This is a genomic window from Streptomyces noursei, assembly GCF_016917755.1.
Taxonomy (GTDB): Bacteria; Actinomycetota; Actinomycetes; order Streptomycetales; family Streptomycetaceae; genus Streptomyces; species Streptomyces yunnanensis.
The window spans coordinates 6,659,145-6,677,717 of record NZ_CP070326.1 but is presented as its reverse complement, the minus strand read 5'-3'; the positions used below and the strand labels follow the sequence as shown (position 1 = coordinate 6,677,717).

General features: G+C 70.4%; 17 protein-coding genes. 2 read left to right on the top strand and 15 right to left on the bottom strand.

All coding sequences use genetic code 11. From position 1 onward, the window contains the following. Positions 1-46: 46 nt before the first annotated feature. The 6 genes from gdhA to mnmA all read right to left on the bottom strand — a co-directional run bounded on the left by gdhA (position 47) and on the right by mnmA (position 5,844). On the bottom strand, positions 47-1,423 hold the full coding sequence (gene gdhA / locus JNO44_RS29330; RefSeq protein WP_205366766.1) for an NADP-specific glutamate dehydrogenase: 1,377 nt from the start codon (positions 1,421-1,423) through the stop codon (positions 47-49). 187 nt (positions 1,424-1,610) lie between these two features. Continuing rightward, entirely contained in the window at positions 1,611-2,339 is a 729-nt protein-coding gene (locus tag JNO44_RS29325) for a VC0807 family protein (RefSeq protein ID WP_205366765.1), read from the bottom strand. Positions 2,340-2,541: 202 nt separating this feature from the next. Next, entirely contained in the window at positions 2,542-3,225 is a 684-nt protein-coding gene (locus tag JNO44_RS29320; protein WP_268826457.1) for a tRNA-dependent cyclodipeptide synthase, read from the bottom strand. 72 nt (positions 3,226-3,297) lie between these two features. Beyond that, positions 3,298-3,615 carry an albonoursin biosynthesis protein AlbB gene (gene albB / locus JNO44_RS29315; protein WP_205366763.1) on the bottom strand — a complete coding sequence of 106 codons (318 nt, stop codon included), beginning with the start codon at positions 3,613-3,615 and terminating at the stop codon, positions 3,298-3,300. Continuing rightward, positions 3,575-4,126, bottom strand: coding sequence for a nitroreductase family protein (locus JNO44_RS29310; protein ID WP_240167703.1), 552 nt, complete (start codon positions 4,124-4,126; stop codon positions 3,575-3,577). The genes albB and JNO44_RS29310 overlap by 41 nt, the downstream gene beginning before the upstream one ends. A 590-nt stretch (positions 4,127-4,716) precedes the next feature. Continuing rightward, positions 4,717-5,844 carry a tRNA 2-thiouridine(34) synthase MnmA gene (mnmA, locus tag JNO44_RS29305; RefSeq protein ID WP_205366761.1) on the bottom strand — a complete coding sequence of 376 codons (1,128 nt, stop codon included), beginning with the start codon at positions 5,842-5,844 and terminating at the stop codon, positions 4,717-4,719. 45 nt (positions 5,845-5,889) lie between these two features. Here mnmA and JNO44_RS29300 point away from each other — a divergent pair, with 45 nt between their 5' ends. Further along, positions 5,890-6,684, top strand: coding sequence for an N-acetylmuramoyl-L-alanine amidase (locus JNO44_RS29300; RefSeq protein ID WP_420882700.1), 795 nt, complete (start codon positions 5,890-5,892; stop codon positions 6,682-6,684). Here JNO44_RS29300 and JNO44_RS29295 read toward each other — a convergent pair. Next, positions 6,681-7,850 (bottom strand): cysteine desulfurase family protein, encoded by a 1,170-nt coding sequence (locus JNO44_RS29295; RefSeq protein ID WP_205366760.1) that lies wholly within the window; start codon positions 7,848-7,850, stop codon positions 6,681-6,683. The genes JNO44_RS29300 and JNO44_RS29295 overlap by 4 nt on opposite strands. Positions 7,851-8,055: 205 nt before the next feature. Next, on the bottom strand, positions 8,056-8,934 hold the full coding sequence (locus tag JNO44_RS29290) for a thioesterase family protein (RefSeq protein ID WP_205366759.1): 879 nt from the start codon (positions 8,932-8,934) through the stop codon (positions 8,056-8,058). A 116-nt stretch (positions 8,935-9,050) separates the two neighbouring features. Here JNO44_RS29290 and JNO44_RS29285 point away from each other — a divergent pair, with 116 nt between their 5' ends. Beyond that, positions 9,051-9,683, top strand: coding sequence for a trimeric intracellular cation channel family protein (locus tag JNO44_RS29285; RefSeq protein ID WP_205366758.1), 633 nt, complete (start codon positions 9,051-9,053; stop codon positions 9,681-9,683). Positions 9,684-9,687: 4 nt separating this feature from the next. Here JNO44_RS29285 and JNO44_RS29280 read toward each other — a convergent pair whose 3' ends face one another. From JNO44_RS29280 to JNO44_RS29250, 7 genes are all read right to left on the bottom strand, one after another. After that, a complete protein-coding gene (locus JNO44_RS29280; RefSeq protein ID WP_205366757.1) occupies positions 9,688-11,097 on the bottom strand; it encodes a M1 family metallopeptidase in 1,410 nt (469 codons plus the stop codon). A 99-nt stretch (positions 11,098-11,196) separates the two neighbouring features. Next, entirely contained in the window at positions 11,197-12,360 is a 1,164-nt protein-coding gene (locus tag JNO44_RS29275; protein WP_205366756.1) for an ABC transporter ATP-binding protein, read from the bottom strand. Beyond that, positions 12,357-13,469, bottom strand: coding sequence for an ABC transporter ATP-binding protein (locus JNO44_RS29270; RefSeq protein WP_205366755.1), 1,113 nt, complete (start codon positions 13,467-13,469; stop codon positions 12,357-12,359). Before JNO44_RS29270 ends, JNO44_RS29275 begins: the two co-directional genes overlap by 4 nt. After that, positions 13,466-14,476: an ABC transporter permease gene (locus JNO44_RS29265; protein ID WP_205366754.1), complete on the bottom strand. Its 1,011-nt coding sequence runs from the start codon at positions 14,474-14,476 to the stop codon at positions 13,466-13,468. Before JNO44_RS29265 ends, JNO44_RS29270 begins: the two co-directional genes overlap by 4 nt. Positions 14,477-14,554: 78 nt before the next feature. Continuing rightward, entirely contained in the window at positions 14,555-16,303 is a 1,749-nt protein-coding gene (locus tag JNO44_RS29260) for an ABC transporter substrate-binding protein (RefSeq protein WP_205366753.1), read from the bottom strand. 79 nt (positions 16,304-16,382) lie between these two features. Continuing rightward, the gene (locus JNO44_RS29255; protein ID WP_205366752.1) at positions 16,383-17,381 is read right to left on the bottom strand and encodes an ABC transporter permease; all 999 of its coding nucleotides are present in this window, start codon (positions 17,379-17,381) and stop codon (positions 16,383-16,385) included. 401 nt (positions 17,382-17,782) lie between these two features. Then, a complete protein-coding gene (locus JNO44_RS29250) occupies positions 17,783-18,571 on the bottom strand; it encodes an enhanced serine sensitivity protein SseB C-terminal domain-containing protein (RefSeq protein ID WP_079142606.1) in 789 nt (262 codons plus the stop codon). Between the last annotated feature and the right edge of the window lie 2 nt (positions 18,572-18,573).

The following is an 18,573-nucleotide window of genomic DNA, read 5'->3' as shown; positions in this document are numbered from 1 at the left end:
CGGGCCCGGCCACGGAGCGGTTCCGCGACCGGGCCCGGCGGGGCGTCTAGATCAGGCCCTGGTCCAGCATCGCGTCCGCGACCCGCTCGAAGCCGGCGATGTTGGCGCCCGCCACGTAGTCACCGGGCCGACCGAAGCGCTCGGCGGTCTGGTGGCAGGTGTCGTGGATCCCCCGCATGATGGCGGCGAGTTCGCCCTCCGCGCGCTCGAACGGCCACGCCTCGCGGGCGGAGTTCTGCCGCATCTCCAGCGCGCTGGTCGCCACCCCGCCGGCGTTGGCGGCCTTGCCCGGGCCGAAGGCCACGCCGGCCTCCTTCAGCAGCGCCACCGCCTGTGGGGTGGTGGGCATGTTGGCGCCCTCGGAGACCGCCTTGACACCGTTGCGGACCAGGATCCGGGCGGCGTCCGCGTCGAGCTCGTTCTGGGTGGCCGACGGCAGCGCCACGTCACAGGCGACGTCCCACACGCTCCCGCCGGCGACGTACTTCGCCGAACTGCCGCGCCGCTGCGCGTAGTCGCCGACCCGGCCGCGCTCGACCTCCTTGATCTGCTTGAGCAGCGCCAGGTCGATGCCCTTCTCGTCGACGACGTAGCCGCCGGAGTCCGAGACGGTCAGGACGTTGGCGCCGAGCGCCTGGGCCTTCTCGATGGTGTAGATGGCGACGTTGCCGGACCCGGAGACCACCACCTGCTGGCCGTCCAGCTCCTCGCCGCGCTGCTTGAGCATCTCCTCGGTGAACAGCACATTGCCGTAACCGGTTGCCTCCGTACGGGCCTTGGAGCCGCCCCACGCCAGGCCCTTGCCGGTCAGGACGCCGGCCTCCCAGCGGTTGGTGATCCGCCGGTACTGGCCGAAGAGGTACCCGATCTCCCGGCCGCCGACGCCGATGTCGCCGGCCGGCACGTCGGTGTGCTCGCCCAGGTGACGGTGCAGCTCGGTCATGAAGGACTGGCAGAAGCGCATCACCTCGGCGTCCGACCTGCCGTGCGGGTCGAAGTCGCTGCCGCCCTTGCCGCCGCCGATGTTCAGCCCGGTCAGGGCGTTCTTGAAGATCTGCTCGAAGCCGAGGAACTTCACGATGCCGAGGTTGACGGACGCATGGAACCGCAGGCCGCCCTTGTACGGGCCGAGCGCGCTGTTGAACTCCACCCGGAAGCCGCGGTTGACCCGGATCTTGCCGGAGTCGTCCTGCCAGGGCACGCGGAACATGATCTGCCGCTCCGGCTCTACCATCCGCTCCAGAACCTTGGCGTCCGCGAACTCCGGCCGGGCGGTGAGCACCGGTGCCAGCGTTTCGAGGACTTCCAGGGCCGCCTGGTGGAACTCCGCTTCACCAGGATTCCGACGGACGAGCTCGGCGTGCAGGGAAGCCAGCTCGGCGGTGAGACCGCTCTGCGTGACCCCAGTGTGAACAGTCGACATGACTCCCGTTCCCTTCGTGGCCGACGAAAGCCGCGTGCCGTCCGGATCGCCGTTGAACCGTCGACGCGGGGCTCCGATGTCCCGTCGCATCGCCGACGATATGCGCCGGGGACCGGCCTATCGAGGGCGGGGGTGCTCGACGCGCCAATCCTGTACGCGATGTCCCCAACTCCCCCGCCGGGTGGTCTCAGGCCGCGGCGGCCGGCGCCGGCTCGGCGTTCCCCGCCGCGGCGGCCTCGCCTGCGGCCCGGACCTCGGCCTTGACCATCTGCTCCATCGGCTCGGCGCAGCTGCCGCCCGCGACCACCATGGCCAGCAGGATCGCCACCACCGTCAGCACCGTGCCCAGCCACACCATGGTGTGCACCGGCAGGACGTACGCACCGACGGCCTTGACCACGCACTCGATCAGCAGGGCGCTCCCCCACACCGTGGAGAACCGCCGCTCCAGTTGCCGGAACCGTGCGCTGCCCGCCCACAGCCGGTCCCATGCGGCGTTCCCCTCGGGGCCGCCCTTGGTCACCCAGGGCCGGAGCCCGGCGGTCATCAGCGGCCGCCGGCCGCGCACCGAGAGCAGGATCGCGATCCCGACGACGCTGCTGACGCCGCTGTCCTTGGCCATCATCAGCCGGGCATCGCCGGTCAGGGTGCTCGTCGCCAGCCCCACCACGTTGACGACGAGGATCAGCAGCGCGAGGCCGTTGACCGTCCGCTCCCGGGCCAGGCCCCAGATCGTGCGCAGCGCCGGGACCACGCTGCTCCAGGCCAGCGCGGCGACCGTGCTCATGCCGAAGCCCTCGGCGAGGAGGAAGTACGAGCCGAGCGGGATCGCGGCGTCCACGAGCAGCGGCGTCAGGCTCTGCAGGAGCGCCCTGCCCTGGCTCGTGGTGGCGGTGGCGGTGGCGGCTTGAGTCATGACGGGTCCCCCGGCGTGCGACGTGTGCTGTCTTCCTACGCCGTCATCTTCGCCGAGGGACCCCGTTCCGCATCAGGAGCAAGCGTCCTGTCCTCCCCATGACATTTGTCATTCCCGGCGCCGGCACCGGGAGCGGGCGGCGGAGGGAGATCCGCCCGCGGACGCCCCGACCAGGGTCTGTCCGACCCCGATCCGTCGGGCCCTAGGCCGCGTCGGCCAGCTCCTGCGGTCTGACGACGACGTACGCCTGCCCCTCGGCCGCCCGGAAGCCGGTCTCGCGCCGGGACAGGAACGTCGTGATCGGGGTGTCGACGTGGTAGCAGAGCACCGAGGAGGGGACGGAGAAGACGCCGGGCGAGTCCGCGAAGAGCGGGGCCTCGGCCAGCACGTAGTTCAGACCGGCCCGCAGGTGTTCCGCGGAGAGGCCGACGCTGTCACCGGGCCGGTTCATCACCACGGCCCGCACCATGTCCTCGCAGGCGGTGGCGAATTCGGCGTCCTCCTCGAAGGCCCGGTCGGTGCGCTCGCGTACGGCCCGGTACTCAGGGGTCTCCTGGAGCTCGGACAGGGACCGGACACGGAACCGCTCGGCGTGGTCGCCCACGCTCTCCAGCGAGCGCCGGAGTCTGCGCCGCAGATCCTTGAGCGTGCGTTTGACCGACCGCTCGGCCTCCTGCGCGCTGCGGCCGTCGGCGATCAGCATCTCGTCGATGTGGGTGTCGACATAGACGACATCGGTGCGCTCGAAACGCTGCCCGGCCCATTGCAGCAGCATGATGGTGTTCTTCTGGCTGAAATAACTGTTGCCCGCACTGATTCCGATGAGGGCGTGCTCACCGCGTTGCCGGATCATTCGGCTGCGGTCGCCAAGTATTTCTTCCCGCATTCCGTGGTCCGGCGCGGGAACTAAGCCTGCAAGCATGCTAAGAAGTCCTTTTGGGGTTGCCCCGGACAGCCGTCAGGGGGTTTCTATTTCCGGAAGAGCGTCTGCCATTTGGCGACACAGGTCGTCCAGAATCTCGCCCATGTCCCGGTCCTCGCCCATCGGCGCGAACATGACCTCGTCGAGACGCTCGCGCACAGCGGTCAGCCGTTCCGTGCTCCCGCCGTGTTCGTCGAGGAGCTGGAGCGCCCGACGGGCCCCGTCGGTACAGCGGTAAATTCCGTAGTCGGCCGGCTCCTCCAGGAGTCCGCGACCGCTGCTGAGCAGATAAACGGCGAGGAGCGCGATCTCCTCACGCAGTTGGGGCGGCAGCACGGTTTCCCCAGGATTCATAGTTGACGACCTCATTCTTGGCGCGGCGCTGGGAGGGGACGAGGGCCGTCGCGGGACGGCCGATCGGGACCACGAGCATCGGCTCGATGTGTTCCGGGATACCGAGCATGCTTTTGACGATCTCGGACCTGAAACTGCCCACCGGGCATCCGCCCAGGCCGGCCGCGTGCGCCGCGAGCAGCAGGTTCTCCACCGCCATGGCGACACAGAGCTTGCTGGTGTCGTAGATCTTCTGCGAGAGCTTCGGAGAGAGGTTGTCGGTCAGGCTGCGGTCGACGCAGGCCACGACGAAGAACGCGGGGGTCCCCAGCACCCCGGGCGAGAACGCGCGCAGCCGGCGGACCGCGGCGGGCCTGCGCACCACCATGAACGACCACGCCTGCCGGTTGGAGGCGGTCGGCGCGGCGAGCATGGCCTCCAACAGCTGCTCGATCAGCGCGTCGTCGACCGGCTCCTTCGCATAATTGCGGACGGCGGTACGGGTTTTGAGGACCGTCCACGCGTCCGGCAAGGATTCCGGCGGTGATTCAGATGAACTGTGAGCCAACATCAATCCCCTTCTTTTTTGGGCGCACCTCACACCCGCCGCGGTACGGCGAATCCGATGGGTGGCGCCTCACCGGTTCCCGCCCGTCGGGACGGATCCACGGGCACGGCCGGGTCCGACGGCAGGCAATAGCGCATCGATTGCCCTGGGGTCGGATTCACGACCGACCCGCCCGGCTGACCGGTGACTGAGTTCGATTCAGTTCGGCGGAACAATTTTTCGGACTAGGTGTACCAGCTCACGATCTGGCCGGACAAGGGGGGTTGGGAGAGCGTTCGTCACAGCGACGTGAATTTAAGCGCTCCGCAGTACCGAATTCACGCCACCGACGCAGCAAAATCGGAAACCTTCCCACCGGTTTTCGGGGTGGCAAAAACCGGGCCGGGCCTGCCCCTGAAGGGACGGGCCCGGCCCGGACGGGTCGTTGTGACGCGGTTTGGTGCGCTCGCTTTCGGACAGCCTCACGCGCAACACGAGCCTCAGACACCTCTGGTGTGTCAGATGTCTCAGCCGCGTCCGGCATGACGCGGACGGTCCGGCCGAGTCGGCCCGGCTCAGGCCACCGACGCGGCCCGGCGGGTGGTGGCGATGGTGGCCGAACCCACCACGCGGGTCCCGTCGTACAGGACCACGGCCTGCCCCGGGGCGACGCCCCGCACGGGCTCGGTGAAGGAGACCCGCAGCTCCTCGCCGACCACCTCGGCGGTGACCTCGGTCTCGCCGCCGTGGGCGCGCAGTTGGGCGGTGTAGACGGCCGGGCCGTCGGCCGGCGGGCGGCCGCACCAGCGCGGCTTGATGGCCGTGAGCGCGGTCACGTCCAGGGACTCGACGGGGCCGACGGTGACGGTGTTGTTCACCGGGGAGATGTCCAGGACGTAGCGCGGCTTGCCGTCCGCGGCCGGGGTGCCGATGCGCAGCCCCTTGCGCTGGCCGATCGTGAAGCCGTAGGCGCCCTCGTGGGTGCCGAGCTTCGTGCCGGACTCGTCGACGATGTCGCCCTCGGCGCTGCCCAGTCGCTTGGCGAGGAAGCCCTGGGTGTCGCCGTCGGCGATGAAGCAGATGTCGTGGCTGTCGGGCTTCTTGGCGACGAACAGGCCGCGCCGGGCGGCCTCTTCGCGGATCTCGGTCTTGGTGGTGGGGGTGTCGCCGAGCGGGAACATGGCGTGCGCCAGCTGGCGGTCGTCGAGCACGCCGAGGACGTAGGACTGGTCCTTGGCCATGTCGGTGGCACGGTGCAGCTCGCGGGAGCCGTCCTCGCGGAGGACCACCTGGGCGTAGTGGCCGGTGCACACCGCGTCGAAGCCGAGGGCGAGCGCCTTGTCCAGGAGGGCGGCGAACTTGATCTTCTCGTTGCAGCGCAGGCACGGGTTCGGGGTGCGGCCGGCCTCGTACTCGGCGATGAAGTCCTCGACGACGTCCTCGCGGAAGCGTTCGGCGAGGTCCCAGACGTAGAAGGGGATGCCGATGACGTCGGCGGCACGACGGGCGTCGTGCGAGTCCTCGATCGTGCAGCAGCCGCGGGCCCCGGTGCGGAACGACGTGGGGTTCTCGGACAGCGCGAGGTGGACGCCGGTGACGTCGTGGCCCGCCTCGGCGGCGCGGGCCGCGGCGACGGCGGAATCGACCCCGCCGGACATGGCGGCGAGGACGCGGAGGCGGCGGGGGGCGGCGGCATCAGTCATAGCCCCTCCAGAGTAGACGGAACCGGGCGGCGCCCGGAAAGCGTTGTGGAGGGCGTGGGAGAGGTGGAGGGCGTGCAGGGCGTGGAGGACACGGCGGCGGACGACGCGCGGGACGCGGAGCGGACGTCCCCGGGCACGGCGGACGGGGCGGCGGACGACGGGAAGCGCGCCGGGCGGCGGCTCACCCGGCGCCGGGTGCTGCTGCTCGGCGGCGGTGCCGCGGTGGCCGCGGGGGCGGCGGCGGTCGCGGCCCGCGAGGAGCTGGCGTACTGGTGGGGGCAGCTGCCGGGGAACAGCCGCCCCCGGAAGGAGGGCGAGGTCGACTTCGCCGGTGCGCAGTGGTCGGCCGCCTCCCCGGCGAACTACCGACAGGCCAACCGCCCCGACGACTACACCGTCGACCGCGTGGTGATCCACGTCGTCCAGGGCAGCTTCGCCACCGCGCTGAAGGTCTTCCGGGACCCCTTCCACGAGGCGTCGGCGCACTACGTCGTCCGCGGGGACGGGCACATCGCGCAGACCGTCCGCGAACTGGACGTGGCGTTCCACGCCGGCAACCGCGGCTACAACGAGCGCAGCGTGGGCATCGAGCACGCCGGATTCGTGGACCGGCCGGAGTCCTTCACCCCGGACATGTACGCGGCGTCGGCCCGGCTGACGGCCGGCATCTGCCGCCGGTACGACTTCCCGGCCGACCGGGAGCACGTCGTCGGTCACATCGAGGTCCCGGGGACGGACCACACCGACCCCGGGCCGCACTGGGACTGGGACCGCTATCTGACGCTGGTCCGGGCGGAGCTGCGCCGCCCCGCGGCCCGGACGCGGCCGGGCACGACCTAGCTCAGCCCCGCGCCCCGGGCGCGTTCCACCACCGGGCCGATGACCTCCGCGAGGGCCGCCACGTCCTGCGCGGTGGAGGTGTGGCCGAGCGAGAAGCGCAGGGTGCCTCGGGCGAGGTCCTGGGACATCCCGGTGGCCAGCAGGACGTGGCTGGGCTGGGCGACGCCGGCGGTGCAGGCGGAGCCGGTGGAGCAGGCGATGCCCTGGGCGTCCAGGAGGAGCAGCAGGGAGTCGCCCTCGCAGCCGGGGAACGTGAAGTGGGCGTTGGCCGGGAGGCGGCCGGCCGGGTCCGGGTCGCCGCCCAGGACGGCGTCGGGGGCGGCCGCCTTCACCGCCTTGATCAGGTCGTCGCGGAGCGTGCCGATCTCGCGGGCGAACTCCTCCCGGTGCGCCACGGCGTGCCGGCCGGCCGCGGCGAACGCGGCGATCGCGGGGGTGTCGAGGGTGCCGGAGCGGACGTGGCGTTCCTGGCCGCCGCCGTGCAGCACGGGCACGGGGGCGTGCTCCCGGCCCAGCAGCAGCGCGCCGATGCCGTACGGGCCACCGATCTTGTGGCCGGAGACGGTCATCGCGGCCAGTCCGGAGGCGGCGAAGTCGACGTCCAGCTGGCCGACCGCCTGGACCGCGTCGGCGTGCAGCGGGATCGCGAACTCCCGTGCCACCTCGGCCAGTTCGCGGATCGGCTGGACGGTGCCGATCTCGTTGTTGGCCCACATCACGGTGGCCAGCGCGACGTCGGCGGGGTTGCGGGCGATCGCCTCGCGCAGCGCCTCGGCGTGCACCCGGCCGTACTGGTCGACCGGCAGCCAGTCGACGGTGGCGCCCTCCTGCTCGGCGAGCCACTCGACGGCGTCCAGCACGGCGTGGTGCTCGACGGGGCTGACGAGGATCCGGGTGCGGGCCGGGTCGGCGGCCCGGCGGGACCAGTACAGCCCCTTCACCGCGAGGTTGTCGGCCTCCGTACCGCCCGCCGTGAAGACGACTTCGCTGGGCCGCGCGCCCAAGGAGGCGGCGAGCGACTCCCGCGCCTCCTCGACGGTACGCCGGGCCCGCCGGCCGGCGGCGTGCAGGGAGGACGCGTTGCCCGTGACGGTCAGCTGGGCGGTCATCGCCTGCACCGCCTCCGGGAGCATCGGGGTGGTGGCGGCGTGGTCGAGGTAAACCATGGTGCGCTGATTCTACGAGCCACCCTGGGGCGCGTACCCCGCGCGGGGGCGCATTCCGCAGGGCGCACGCCTTGATCGGGCCGCGGCGGCTCCGCGGTGGCCCGCCCCGTCGGCCGTGCGGGCCGCACGGTCCACGCCCGCGACATGCGGAGCAGGCGCCGGGCCAACCACCCCCGACGGTGAGGGAGTTCGCCGGGCGGCGCGGCTACCGCACCAGGATCGTGCGGGCCAGCTGGCGGGACTGGGCGACCAGGCGGTCCTCGGAGTCCCAGACCTCGGCGTCCTCCTCCAGGAAGCCGCCGGCCAGATTGCGGGTGGTGATGGCGACCCGCAGCGGGCCGGGGGCCGGGCGGTGGCGGACGTGGCAGGTCAGCTCGACGGTGGGGACCCAGCCGCGCAGGCCCAGCTCGAAGGCGGTGGGCGGCAGCGCGTCGACGGTCAGCAGGAGGGAGAGCGGGTCGGGGTCGCGGCCGTCGGCCAGGCCGAACCAGCCGCGCATCTCGCCCTTGCCGGACGGGGCGCCCACCGCCCAGCCCGCGGTCGCCGGGTCGAGCCGGAGGTCCAGGCGTCCGGCGATCGCGGTGCTGCCGGGGATCGCCGGCCGGCCGTCGGGGGCGATGGGGGTCCCCCCGCGCCGTTCAGGCGTGGGGGAAGTGCCCAGGCAGTGCTCGTAGGGCGGGATGGCCGGGGGCTTGGCGGTGGTGCGGACGTCGCCGGGAAGGGTGGCGAGGTCGCCGTAGGTGGCCAGCACCCGCATCCGCTCGACCTCGCTGCCGTCGTCGGCGAGCTGGACGAGGGTGGCGGTGCCGGTGGACAGGGTGCGGCCGGTGCGGATCACCTCGGTGCGGACGACGGCGGGGCCGGGCACCGAGGCGGTCAGGTAGTGCGCGGTGACGGTGAGCGGGTCCGGGTGCGGCAGGGCGTCGCCCAGGGCGCGGCCCATGAGGGCGAGGAGGTAGCCGCCGTTGACGGCGTTGATGATCGTCCAGCCCTCGGAGAGGTGCGCGTCGTAGGCGCCCGGGGCGCTCCGGGTGACCGCGGTGTCGCGGTCGAACTCGCTGTTTCCTACGGTCACCGATGCCATGCCGGCACGCTACACGGCTTCATTACCGACCGGTAGTGTCAATTTCAAGGAACGGAACGGCGGCGGACGGGGAACGCGGCCGGAGCCGCCGCTTCCGCGGCTGTCATCATGACCGCATGCTTCATGTGCTCTACCTGATCGGCGTCGCGGCCTTCGCCGCGAGCGGCGTGCTGGCGGCCTACCGCGCCAACATGGACCCGTTCGGCGGTCTGGTCCTCGCCTTCGCCGCGTCCATCTCCGGCGGCACGCTGCGCGATCTGATCCTGGACCGGCGGCCGCTGTACTGGACGCACGACTGGGTACTGCTGACGGTGATCATCTGCGTCGGCGTGGGCACCATCGTCTATCTGCGTTTCTGGTCACTGCCGCGGAAGTCGCTGCTGGTGGTGGACGCGATCGGGCTGTCCGTGGTCACGGTGATCGGGGCCCGGGCGGCGATCTCGGCGGGCGCCACCCCGCTCGCGGTGATCATCCTGGCGGTGCTGACCGGCGTGGCCGGCGAGGTCCTCCGCGACGTGCTGTGCGGGGAGTTCCCGCCGCTGCTGCTGCGCGAGGACGTCTACGCCATCGCGGCGCTGGCCGGCGCCTGCTGCTACCTCCTGATGGACCGCCTCGGGGCCGGGGCCAACCCCGCCGCGGTGGTCTCGGCGGGGTTGGTGTTCGCACTCCGGATGGGCGCGCTCTATCTGGGGCTGCACCTGCCCCGGCCGCAGCAGCTGCGCGGCCGGGGGCGCGAGGACGCCGGCTAGCCGGTCACCGCTCCGACAGCGCTGGGCGGCTCTGGGTGTCCAGCCAGGTGTGGAAGAGGTCGCCCAGCCGCTGCCCGGAGATCTTCTCGGCCAGCGCGATGAAGTCGGCGGTGTCCGCGTTGCCGTAGCGGTGCCGGGCGGTCCAGGCCGGCAGCAGGCGGAAGAACGCCCGGTCGCCGATGCGTTCGCGGAGCGCCTGGAGGGTCATCGCGCCGCGCTCGTAGACCGCGTCGGAGAACATGGTGTCCCGCTGCGGGTCGGAGACCTTGATCTTCCAGAAGGCGTCGTCGGCGGGTATCCCCTGGTACGCCTTGCGGAAGGCGTCGTGGGCGGTGGCGGTGCCCTTGTGCTCGGCCCACAGCCACTGGGCGTAGGTGGCGAAGCCCTCGTTGAGCCAGATGTCCTTCCACTGCCGGACCGAGACCGAGTCGCCGAACCACTGGTGGGCCAGCTCGTGGACGATGGTGCTCTCGCTGCGGACGGCGGAGTAGGCCGGCTTGGACTGCACCTCCAGGGAGAAGCCGGCCTGCGGCATGTCGTCCACGATCGCGCCGGTCTCCTCGAAGGGGTACGGCCCGAACACCTTCGACCAGTAGTCGGTGGCCGCCGCGGTGACGCCGTAGACGTCGACCTTGCCGGTCGGCAGGGTCGGGTCGGTGGCGACGTAGATCGGGGTGCCGCCGGGGGTGGTGCCGGTGCGCACGTCGAACTTCCCGATGGTGGCGGTGGCCAGGTACGGCGCCATCGGGCGGCTCTCGCGCCAGTGGAACCACGCCCGGTCGCCGTGCTCGCCGGAGCCCACCAGCCGCCCGTTGGAGACCCCGGTCAGGCCCTTGGGGGCGTCGATGCGGATGTCGTAGGTGGCCTTCTCGTCCGGGTGGTCGCTGGAGGGGAACCACGTCGAGGCGGCGTTGGGCTCGCAGGCCACGAAGACGCCGTCCTTGGTCTTCATCCAGCCGTACTGCGAACCGAAGACGATCGGGCCACTGAGCGGCTGGGGGACGCCGTGGTAGACGACGGTGACCGCGAAGCGCTCGCCGCGGGCGAGCGGGCGGCCGGGCCGGATGACGAGTTCGTCGCCGGTTCTGGAGAAGCGGGCGGGGCGGCCGTCGACCCGGACCTGGTCGACGGTCAGCTTCTGGAGGTCCAGGTCGAACGAGGAGAGGTCCTGGGTGGCCCGGGCGGTCAGCGTGGTCCTGCCGTCCAGCCGGCCGGAGTCGGGGTGGTAGCTGACGCCGAGGTCGTAGTGGAGGGGCCGGTAGCCCCCGTTGCCCAACCCGGGGAAGTAGGGGTCACCGATGCCGGGGGCGCCCGGTGTGGCCGCGGGGGCCGCGGCGATGGTGGCGGCCGAGGCCACCGCGGTGGCCAGGGCGAGCCAACGGGAGGAGCGACGCGCAGAACGGGAGAGTGCCATGAGCCGTCCCTTCGAGTACGCGGATGCGTGATGAACAACCGCGCCGACTCTGCACTCTCCCGTCCGTCTTCACCAGCGACTTTGCCAAGTCGTCAGGCGTTACTGCCCGGTTGATGCCTTACCGTCCGAACTTTCGGTCGCCGTACCGGAGTTGTCCGACTCGCCCTCGGGGTGGTGGCAGGCCACCTGGTGCCCGGTCCGCAACTGGATCAGCGGCGGCTCGGTGGTGGTGCACTCCTCGGTCGCCTTCCAACAGCGGGTGCGGAACCGGCAGCCGGACGGCGGGTTGATCGGCGAGGGGACGTCGCCCTTGAGCAGGATCCGGCCGCGCTGGGTGCGCCGCTTGGGGTCGGGCACCGGCACGGCCGAGAGCAGCGCCTTGGTGTACGGGTGCCGGGGCGAGGCGTAGAGCGAGTCCCGGTCGGCCAGTTCGACGATCTTGCCGAGGTACATCACCGCGATCCGGTCCGAGACGTGCCGGATGACCGAGAGGTCGTGCGCGATGATCACGTAGGTCAGGCCCAGCTCCTCCTGGAGGTCGTCCATGAGGTTGACGACCTGGGCCTGGATGGAGACGTCGAGGGCGGAGACCGGCTCGTCGGCGACCACCAGCTTCGGCTTGAGGGCCAGCGCCCGGGCGATACCGATGCGCTGGCGCTGACCGCCGGAGAACTCGTGCGGATAGCGGTTGTAGTGCTCCGGGCTCAGGCCCACCAGCTCCAGCAGCCGCTGCACCTCCTTCTTGACCCCGCCCTCGGGCTCGACGCCCTGGAGCCGGAAGGGGGTGGAGACGATCCCGCCGATGGTGTGCCGCGGGTTCAGCGAACCGTACGGGTCCTGGAAGATCATCTGGATGTCGCGGCGCAGCGGGCGCAGCCGGCCCGGGGACAGGTGGGTGATGTCCTGGCCCTCGAACTCGACCGAGCCGCCGGTCGGTTCGTCGAGCCGGGTGATCAGCCGGCCCATCGTCGACTTGCCGCAGCCGGACTCGCCGACGACGCCCAGCGTCTCCCCGGGGAAGACGTCGAAGTCGATCCCGTCGACCGCCTGGACGGCGCCGACCTTGCGCTTGAGCAGGCCCTTGGTGATCGGGAAGTGCCGGACCAGGCCGCGGACCCGCAGCAGCGGCTCGTCCTGGGCGGCGCGCCCGGCCGGCTCGGCCTTCTCGGTCTGCTCCGCGCTCTCGACCCGCTCGGCCTGTTCGGCGTTCTCGGCCTGCTCGGGCTTCGCGGCCGCCTCAGGCTTCTCAGTCTTCTCGGTCACAGCTTCGGCGCAATCTCTTCGGTCCAGATACGCTCCCGCTCCTCCCGCGGCAGGTGGCAGGCGGAGAAGTGCCGGCCGTCGACCTGCTGCAGTTCGGGGCGCACCGTGCGGGTGACGTTGCCCTTGGGGACGTCCGCGTACGGGCAACGGGGGTTGAAGGCACAGCCGGACGGCACGTTGATCAGGCTGGGCGGCGAGCCCTTGACCGGGATGAGCCGGTCGGTCTGGTCACGGTCGATCCGCGGCATGGAGCCGAGCAGGCCCCAGGTGTAGGGGTGCTGCGGGGTGGCGAACACCTCGCCCGAGGGGCCCCGCTCCACGCACCGGCCGCCGTACATCACCAGCAGGTCGTCGGCGAGCTCGGCGACCACGCCCAGGTCGTGGGTGATGATGATGACCGCCGAGCCGAACTCCTTCTGCAGATCGCGGATCAGGTCCAGGATCTGCGCCTGGACGGTGACGTCCAGGGCGGTGGTCGGCTCGTCCGCGATCAGCAGCTCGGGGTTGTTGACCAGCGCCATGGCGATCATGGCGCGCTGGCGCATGCCGCCGGAGAACTGGTGCGGATGGTCGTCCACCCGCTTGTCCGGCTGCGGGATGCCGACCCGGTCGAGCATCTCCACGGCGCGCTTGCGGGCGGTCTTCTTGTCGACGTCGTGGTGGACCCGGTACGCCTCCACGATCTGCTGGCCGACCGTGTAGAAGGGGTGCAGCGCGGACAGCGGATCCTGGAAGATCATCGCCATCTCGCGGCCGCGCAGCCGGCGCACCTCGTCCGGGTCGGCGGCGACCAACTCCTTGCCGTCCAGCCAGATTTCGCCGGACATCCGCACCTTGCTGCGCTGCTGACGGGAGGCCCGGTGCAGGCCCATGATCGCCAGTGAGGTCACCGACTTGCCGGAGCCGGACTCGCCGACGATGCCGAGCGTCTTGCCCTTCTCCAGGCTGAAGGTCAGCCCGTCGACGGACTTCACCAGGCCGTCGTCGGTGGGGAAGTGCACCTTCAGGTCCCGCACGTCGAGGAAGGCGGAGGAGGCCGTTGGTGCGGGGGCGGGCTCGGCGGCGGTCCGCCCGGCCGCCGTGGTCTTGTCCTCGGAAGAGTCGGTCATGAGAGCCTCACCCGCGGGTCGACGGCGGCGTACAGAACGTCCACCACCAGGTTGCACATGACGATGAAGAATGCGGCGAGCAGGGTGACGCCGAGAATGTTCGGCAGGTCGTTGGCGTTGATGGAGTCGACCGCGAAGGCGCCGACCCCCTTGAGCGAGAAGACCTGTTCGGTGATGAGCGCACCACCGAGCAGCAGGCCCAGGTCCATGCCGAAGACGGTGATGATCGGGGTGAGCGCGGCCCGCAGTCCGTGCCGGATCACCACCCGCCGCTCCCGCAGGCCCTTGGCGCGGGCGGTGCGGATGTAGTCCTCGCTCAGCGTCTCCAGCATGCCCGCCCGGGTGAGCCGGGCGTAGAGCGCCGAGTAGAGGAAGGCCAGGGTGACCCAGGGCAGGACCATGGTCTGCGCCCAGCCCGCCGGATCGTCCAACAGCGGTACGTAGTCACTGCGTTGGAAGATCGGCCACTGGTAGGTGAACAGGGCCAGCGCCAGCGCTCCGGTGAAGAACATCGGGAGCGAGACGCCGGCCAGCGCCACGCCCATCGCCATCCGGTCGAAGAGCGAACCGGGGCGGAGTGCGGAGAGCACACCGGTGGCGACACCGGACAGCACCCACAGCACCGCCGCGCCGGCGGCCAGCGACAGGGTCACCGGGAGCCGGGACTGGATCTCCGGCCAGACCTCGATGTGGGTCTTGAAGGAGTAACCGAAGCACGGCACATGGCACGTGGCCGCCTCCGGGCCGAACTTGTAGTCGACGCCGACGAAGATGCCCTTGAGGAAGTCCCAGTACTGCTCGTACACGGGCTTGTCCAGGCCCAGGTTCTTCTTCACCGCGGCGATGTCCGCGGCCGTGGGGGCCTTTCCGATGTACTGCTGGGCAAGCTGGTCGGTGCTCTGCCCGGCCAGCTTCGGCAGCAGGAAGAAGATGCCGAAGGTGACCGCGCTGACGATCAGCAGCAGGATCACTGCGCTGATCAACCTGCGGATGATGTACGAGAACACGGGGATGCGGCGCCGGTGCCGCGGGCCGGGAGCGACCGGCCCGCGGACACCAATGCCTTCACCTGCCTTCCAGGGCTGCTACTTCTTGACGCCGATGTTGAGGTAGTCGTACTCACCGCTGTAGGCCGAGGTGGACACCATGTTGGTGGCCTTGGGCGAGCGGTACAGCAGGACCTTGAAGTAGGTCAGCGGGACGATCGCCGCCTGCTCCATCGCCTTGCGGTCGATGTCCCCGTACGCCTTCTCGCGGGCGGCCTTGTCGGTGTTGGCGATGGCGCTGTCGAGCAGGTCGTTGATCTCCGGGTCGTCCAGCTGCGACAGGTTGGAGTTGCCGGACTGGCTGATCGCCTTGCCGTGCAGGATCTGCTGGAGGAAGCCGTAGCCGGTCGGGAAGTCGGCGCTCCACTGCATCATCATCAGGCCGACGTTGTTGGACTTGTCGAACGCCGGCACGCCGGCGTAGTCCGAGAAGTACTTGCTGGTCGGGTACTGCTGGAGCTTGGCGTTGATGCCGATCTTCTTCAGCGAGCCGATGACCGAGGTGGCCGCGTCGATCTCGTCCTGGCGGTCGTTGCGGGCCAGGATGGTGGTGGAGATGTTGCCGGCGCCGCACTTCTTCCAGTGCGCCTTGGCCTCGGTCAGGTCCAGGTTGTCGCCGTTGTACTTCTGCGGGTACAGGTCGTACTTCTGGTAGCCGGCGATGTCCGTCGGCAGGACCGTGGAGGCGAGCTCACCGCGGATCGGGCCACCTTGCGCGGTCTGCACGGCCTTCTTGTCGATGGCGTACTCGACGGCCTTGCGGCACTCGACGTTGTCGAACGGCGCCACCTTGGTGTTGATGGCCGTGTAGACCAGGCGCTGGCCGAGCGCGTTGTCGGTGTTGGCCTTCTGCGTGGGGTCGGTCAGCAGCTGGGCCTGGGTCTGGCCGTCCACGCCGCGTCCGGCCATGTCGACCTGGGTGTTGCCGGACTGGAGGTCCTTGTCGATGGTCGACTGGGCGACCTTGAGGTTGAGGACGATCTTGTCCGGAAGCTGCTTGCGCAGCGGGTCGTTCGCGGCGGACCACTGCGGGTTGCGGACCAGGGTGAGCTTCTTGCCCTCCTGGTAGCTCTCGAACTTGTACGAGCCGGTGGAGACCACGGACTTGGTGTAGTCCGCGCCCTTGTCCTTGGCCTGCGGGACCGGGGCGGTCTGCGGGGCGCTGACCAGCTGGTCGAACTCCGCGAACGGCTTCTTCAGGTGGAAGACGATCGTCTGCGCGTCGGGCGTCTCTATGGACTTGAGCCCTTCCTTGCTCTTGTCCTTGTAGGGGCCCTTGTAGCCGCCGTCGTTGTCCACCAGGAACTGCTGGAAGTAGTTCGGGCCCAGGGAGAGGATGTCGCGGGCGAAGTTGCTGCGCTCCACCGCGTACTTGACGTCCTGGGAGGTGACGAGGTTGCCGTCCTCGAACTTGACGCCCTTGCGCAGCTTGTACGTCCAGGTCTTGCCGCCGTCGCTGGGCTTGCCCAGCGACTCGGCGAGGTCCGGGACCAGCTCCTTGCCCTTGGTGCCGGGACCGGGCTTGAAGGTGGTGAGCGAACGCGCGTACAGGCGGCTGAAGTTGTAGACGAAGGCGTAGTAGGTGTTGCCCGGGTCGAAGGACTCGGGGGCGTCGCTCATCGCGTAGGTGAGGGTGCCCCCCTTCTCGTCCGAGGCGTTGACGACGCCCTTGGTGGCGGCGTTGGCCCCGGCCGAACTGCCGGCGGAGCCCTTTCCGCTGCAGCCGGCCAGCAAAAGGCCCGCACTGGTGATGGCCGCGACAGTCGCGACCGGAAGTGACCTTCGCATGATGCTCGGTGTCCCCTTCGTTCGTCGAGAAACGTCAGATCGAAACGGCTGGAAGTGAGGTGCCGGGCGGGCAGCCGGATCAGCGGCTGCGCGGGTCCAGCGCGTCCCTCAGACCGTCACCGAGCAGGTTGAACGCGAGCACGGTGACGAAGATCGCGAGACCGGGGACGATCATGTACTGGGGGTCGACCTCGTAGTACTTGACCGCCTGGGTGAGCGTGCCGCCCCAGGATGACTGGGGTGGCTGGATACCGACGCCCAGGAAGCTCAGCGCCGCCTCGAAGAGGATGTTGGAGGGGATCAGCAGCGTCGAGTAGACGATGACCGGCCCCACCAGGTTGGGCAGGAGTTCCCGGAAGAGGATGAACGGCCCGCGGGCACCCAGGCCGCGGGCGGCGGCCACGAACTCCCGCTCCCGCAGCGACAGGGTCTGGGCCCGCACGATCCGGCCCATGTAGGGCCAGTTGAAGAAGCCGATCACGAAGATCAGCACCGAGATGTGCAGCGGCAGGCCGTCCAGGCCGAAGGCTCCGCCCTGCAGCGCCGCGGAGATCGCGATGGCGAAGAGCAGCAGCGGGAAGGCCAGGAAGACGTCCATCAGGCGGCTGATGAACGCGTCCACCCGGCCGCGGTAGAAGCCGGCGACGACGCCGAGGACGGTGCCGATGGCCACCGACAGCAGCGTGGCACCGAAGGCCACCAGCAGCGAAACCCAGGAGCCCTCCAGGATCCGGGAGAGCAGGTCGCGGCCGAACTTGGGGTCCACGCCCAGGAGGTGGTCGGCGCTCATCCCGCCGAAGTCGCCCTTGGGAAGCGTGGTGTTGGGGTCGATCAGGTCCTGGTGCGGCAGGTTCGGGTCCAGGCCGAACAGGTGCTGCAGGGGCCGGGAGAGCGCGGCGGTCAGGATGAGCAGGATGACAACGATGGCACCCGCCATCGCGACCTTGTCGCGGCGGAAGCGCAGCCATGCGATCTGGCCGAGCGAGCGCCCCTCGATCCGCTTGCTCTCCACGCCTGCCAGCACCGCTTCCGGCTGCGCCTCAGCAGCGGCCCCGGTGGTCTCGATCGGTGCGGTCACGGTGGATCAGAACCCCTCCCGGCCGACGGTGGCCGACCTGTGCCCGCCGCGGTAGCGGCCTGGTTTCTACCTCACTGGTGTGTCCCCCTGCCGCCATCTCCGCCAGGTCGCACGGGAGTTGGCGCTGCGGACGTGTCGGAAGCGTGCGTGACGTCGGTGGGGGATGGCGCTCGTACAAAGGACCGAGGTCCTCGATGCCGGGAGTCTTCATCCGACTCGCGATCACTCACCAGCCCTGACGGTGAATGGATGCGTAACTGTGATGTGGTCCGCGGCTTTCCGTTATACGAACACCAGGGCGGACTCAGCGGTGCGCGAGGCGGCGAGAAGAGGCATCAACCGCCGTACGGAAAGGGGGAATTCAGGCCAAGAACGGCAGGACGGGTGCTCCCCCGTCGGCGTCAATAGGGGCGCGGGTAGCCGTAACCGTAGGTGGGTCCGGGCACCGGCGGCTGGGCGTAGCCGTCGCGGTCGAAGAACGGACGGGCGCACGCCCGCATCCACATCCCGACCGGGTCGTACTCGTCGTTCATGGCGACCGTGGAGACCGGCAGGCCGTCCGGCACGGCACCCATCGACTGCTGGATCATCATCCGCGCGGCGTCCACCGACGGCTGCCCGGTGTCGTACAGATCCAACCCGATCGCCAGATACGGGGCACCGAGGGCCGGTTGCACCCAAGCCCGGCGCAACGACCGCACGGGGGGCGTCCGGTGGGCGTTCTGCGCAAGCAGGGCGTAGAACTGCGGGATGTCGATGACCGGTTCGGAGATCCGCAGCGGTCCGGCCGGCAGCCGGTCGAGGCCGGCGGCGATCCGGCGCAGATCGAGCCAGGGGATGCCGACGCCGCCGCCGGGGGCGTGCGGATTCAGCCACAGCCCCCAGCGGTCGGGGAAGAGCGAGGCGGCGATCTCGGGGCCGCTGACGAGTTCGTGGTCGCGGGTCCAGCCGGAGGCGGCGAGTTCGGCCGCGGAGGTCACGCAGGGGGCGTACCCCAGCCCGTCGACCTCCATGTTGCCGTACTGCGCGTCGGGTTGCCCGGCCCGGCCGTGCCACAGGAGCATCCAGACCTGCCCGTGCGCGAGGGCGCCCAGCAGCGCCTCGTAGGCGTCATAGCGCCCGGGCGAGACCTGTCGCAGCATCTGCTCGACCTGGTCGGCCGCCGCTCCCTGATGCGCACCGGCGCTCACGT